General features: G+C 54.4%; 4 protein-coding genes. 3 read left to right on the top strand and 1 reads right to left on the bottom strand.

Annotated elements, in window-relative coordinates:
• A partial coding sequence (locus D6694_04475) for a type II 3-dehydroquinate dehydratase (GenBank protein RMH45608.1) occupies positions 1-98 on the bottom strand: 98 nt, incomplete at its 3' end.
• 353 nt (positions 99-451) lie between these two features.
• Between D6694_04475 and D6694_04470 the strand changes: the two genes are divergently transcribed.
• The 3 genes from D6694_04470 to D6694_04460 all read left to right on the top strand — a co-directional run bounded on the left by D6694_04470 (position 452) and on the right by D6694_04460 (position 3,911).
• Complete coding sequence (locus tag D6694_04470; protein ID RMH45606.1) at positions 452-1,798, top strand: ABC transporter substrate-binding protein; 1,347 nt, start codon at positions 452-454, stop codon at positions 1,796-1,798.
• Positions 1,799-1,858: 60 nt separating this feature from the next.
• A complete protein-coding gene (locus D6694_04465; protein ID RMH45605.1) occupies positions 1,859-2,809 on the top strand; it encodes a sugar ABC transporter permease in 951 nt (316 codons plus the stop codon).
• 370 nt (positions 2,810-3,179) lie between these two features.
• Positions 3,180-3,911 carry a carbohydrate ABC transporter permease gene (locus D6694_04460; GenBank protein RMH45607.1) on the top strand — a complete coding sequence of 244 codons (732 nt, stop codon included), beginning with the start codon at positions 3,180-3,182 and terminating at the stop codon, positions 3,909-3,911.
• Positions 3,912-4,033: the final 122 nt, after the last annotated feature.

The raw sequence follows: 4,033 nt of genomic DNA, 5'->3' as shown, positions 1-4,033 counted from the left end.
TCGTTGATGTCGTCCAGGGTTACGTCCCCGTAGATGGATCGTTCTCGCGTGCCCAACAGGTTGAGATTGGGACCATGCAGGACGAGAAATCGCGCCATTTCCTACGCCTCCTTATTGGACAAGCGTTTTCAGTCTCTGCTCCCTGGGAGCGCTGAGTCGGCGGCCATGATTCAGGCCTGAAGCGCTCTAGAGATGCTCACATAGTAAAGTTGTCTCTCCAAAATCGCAAACTCACTCGATCCTGATTTGAAAACAGACCCTTGTCGCTGAACCGATGAAGTGCTAGAATCAAAATACGTGACGCCCCCTCACGTCACCTGTTCCCGTTATATTCCCCGCGTGTTTCTTCTTGACTTGCGCCGTCTACCGACGCACATTCTAATCCGTACACGTGCTTGACCGAAGAGTCTGCATCCTGTTCTATTCGATTCACCCAAAAGGAGGCTGCTGTATGACACGTGTGAAGCGTTGGCGCATGGTTTTCGTGATTGGCGTAATTCTTCTCTTTCTCGTAGCGGCGTGTACACCGCCAGCTCCGCCATCGAGCGGTGAAGCCGTGAACGAGGCCGGCGCGGGTGAAAGCACCGAACCCCAAGTCTTGCGCGTCTGGATTACATGGGGCGACAATCCGGCCCAGTTGCAGGAGTTGTTCGATCGCTACACGGCGGCGACTGGCATTCGGGTCGAGGTGAATTCGCCGGTGGAGGATGACAAGGTGATCGCCGGGCTCTCCGGCAATGAACCGCCCGATGTTCTTGTGCTGGGTGGGCCGGACAGTGTGGGCACCTGGGCGCGAGAAGGTTTGGTGACGCCCCTCGATGACTATTTGGCGACGGGCGATGTTGATGTTGAAGATATCTTCGACGCGCCGCTTAGCCAGTGCCTCTACCAGGGAAATTACTTCTGCCTGCCGTGGGGCACGGATACCTATGCGCTGTTTTGGAACAAGGATCTCTTTGAAGAGGCGGGGCTTGACCCCGATCGCCCACCCCAAACTTTGGAGGAATTGGCCGAGTATGCGCAGAAGCTGACCAAGGTTGATGAAAACGGCAACATCACCCAGGTTGGGTTCATCCCCGACTTCTCTTGGTCGCATCTGGACCTATATACAGCGATGATGGGTGGGTATTGGTACAGCGACGATGGCACAAAAATTACGTTTACATCTGACCCGGTTGTGAATGCATTGAAGTGGGAGCAACAGTTCTACTGCGACTACAACGCGGAGGAGGTATTGCGCTTTAGTTCCGCCTTCGGTGGCTACGCATCCCCAGACAATGGGTTCTACGCGGGCAAGATCGCCATGCAAGTGGAAGGCGAATGGCAACCTGGTCCAAACTTCATTCAGAAGTACAAGCCAGAGCTGTTTTATGGCGTCGCCCCCTTGCCTCCACCCGCAGATCATCCAGAGCGAGCAAATACCAATCTCGTAAGCGGTACTGTGGCGCTGATCCCCGCTGGCGTGAAAGACAAGGATGCGGCCTGGAAGCTGTTGGCCTGGATGCAATCGCCGGAGATTCTGGCTGACGAGATGGTTGCCAATTTCAATCTGCCCTCCAGTGGGAAAGCAGCCCAAGATCCGCGTTTCCATGAAAATGAAAAGTTCGAAGTGTTCCTTAATTTGATGAGCGATCCCAATGCCCGCGCCCCAATCCTGACTCCAATCAACGCTGAAGTGGGGACGGAACTCGGGCAAATTGAGGAGCAAGTGCTGCATACGTGCGCAGACCCTCTGCCTTTGTTGCAAGCGGCCCAAGATAAATTGCAACCAGAGCTAGACAAAGCATTGAGTGAATGATGCAACGGAAAGGTGGGTGCGTCGATCCGGCGCACCCACCTTCTTGTGTGGAATAGGAGGATGCCAGTGAATCCTTTTGCCCGCCGAGTTGCCAACCGGGGCTGGAGTCCACGGACGCGACGGCATTTTCTCACCGGTTTGGCTTTTATTTCTCTCTGGATCGTGGGGTTCTTCGCGTTCACCCTCTACCCGATGGTTGCCTCGTTGTACTACAGTTTCACCGAGTACCATATCCGGCAACCGTCCGAGTGGATTGGTCTGCTGAACTATACAGAGCTATTTCAAGATCCGCTGTTTTGGAAATCCCTCTACAATACAGCCTACATGGTTGTATTTGGTGTGCCCCTCTCTTTGCTGATTTCTTTTATTTGCGCCCTATTGTTGAACATTAAGACGCCAGGTCAATCGATCTACCGGGTGATCTACTTCTTGCCTGCAATCGTGCCGGTGGTGGCGAGCACTTTGCTCTGGTTGTGGATCCTGAATCCCAACAGCGGGCTCCTCAACACGCTGCTGGCAGAAGTGGGGATACGCGGCCCAAATTGGACAAAAGATCCTTTTTGGTCGAAACCTTCGTTGATCTTGCTTGGTTTGTGGGGCGTGGGCAATACCATCATCATCTACTTGGCCGGCCTCCAGGACATCCCCACAACGTTGATCGAGGCAGCTCAACTGGATGGTGCAAACTGGTGGCAAAGGCTCTGGGCGGTGACGATTCCGCTGGTATCCCCCATCACCCTGTTCAATCTCATCATCGGTGTGATTGCTACATTTCAATACTTTGCCCAGGCCTATGTTCTGAGTGCAGGGATCAGCCCTGTCGGCAGCGGTCTGGGTGCTCCGCTCAATTCGACGCTTTTTTACAGTGTGTACTTGTACCAACAGGGCTTTGTCTATCTGAAGATGGGGTACGCGTCAGCTCAGGCCTGGATTCTTTTCCTGGTGATCATGGTGTGCACCATTTTCCTCCTACGCTCGTCTGAACATTGGACCTACTACGAGGGAGGGTGAGATGGCTGATATTGCTGTGTCCGCATCTGGCCCACAGACGAAGACTGCATTCTCGTGGCAGCGTTTTTGGCTCCGGTACGCGCGTCCCCTTGCTGCTCACATCGCGATCCTCACCGTTGGCCTCTTCTTCTTTGTCCCGTTTCTGTGGATGCTTTCCACGTCGTTGAAGTCCGATCAGGATGTTTTTCGCGTCCCACCCACCTGGTTGCCTCATGACAATGAAACGGTGAACATCAACGGCGAAGCCCGCCCGATCTATTTGGTGAATTGGGAGGATGGACGTCAACTGCGGCTGGCTTTACTACAGATAGAAGAGGGATATGGAACGTTTGTGGATCCTGCACAGCCGGCGCGTCTCTACCACGTGCGGATGAAAAACGCGGAACCGGTGCTCGTCGTCGGTCTTCGCTGGCGCAACTTTGTCGACGCCATGAACCGAGCCACGCGTCCCGGTTTGGGGGTGAATTTCTGGACCTACGTCAAGAACAGTCTCATCATCGCAATTTTCGCTATCATTGGAACACTTTTCTCCTGCGCTCCCGCCGCGTACGGTTTTGCGCGGGTCCGGTGGCCAGGGCGGGACCTTGTGTTTTTTATTGTCCTTGCCACCATGATGTTGCCGTTTCAGGTGACCATGATTCCCCTGTACATCTTTTTTACCACAAAATTGGAATGGGGCAACACATTTCTACCGCTCATCGTGCCCACATTCTTTGGCAACGGGTTTGACATCTTCTTGCTGCGACAGTTTTTCCGGACGATTCCTGATGACTTGGCGGACGCGGCGCGTGTGGACGGCGCATCCGAGTTCCGCATTTTCTGGAACATCATGCTTCCGCTTTCGGTGCCTGTGCTGGCGACGATTGCTGTATTCACTTTTCTGTGGGCATGGAATGATTTTCAGGGGCCGCTCATCTATTTGACGGATCCGCGGCGTTTTACTATGGCCTTAGGCTTGCAGGATTTCCAGGGACAACATGCGGTGGCCTGGAACCTCCTCATGGCCGCCGCTACGATTTTCACGATCCCGATCGTCATCCTGTTCTTCTTCGCCCAGCGCACCTTTATTCAGGGGGTGAAGCTCACCGGGCTGAAAGGTTGACGATCTGAATCAGGCAATCACTACCGCCAGCGCGTCTTCCACGTAGGGCGGGCCGGGATCGTCGATGATGGTGACGTCGCCCAGGGCCTGCGGAATGATGAAGCGTAGGGTCTTGCCCCGCC

The organism is Gammaproteobacteria bacterium, from assembly GCA_003696665.1.
In the GTDB taxonomy this organism is placed as follows: domain Bacteria; phylum Pseudomonadota; class Gammaproteobacteria; order Enterobacterales.
Note: the sequence above shows the minus strand (reverse complement) of the source record. Positions and strands in the feature narration are given on the sequence as shown.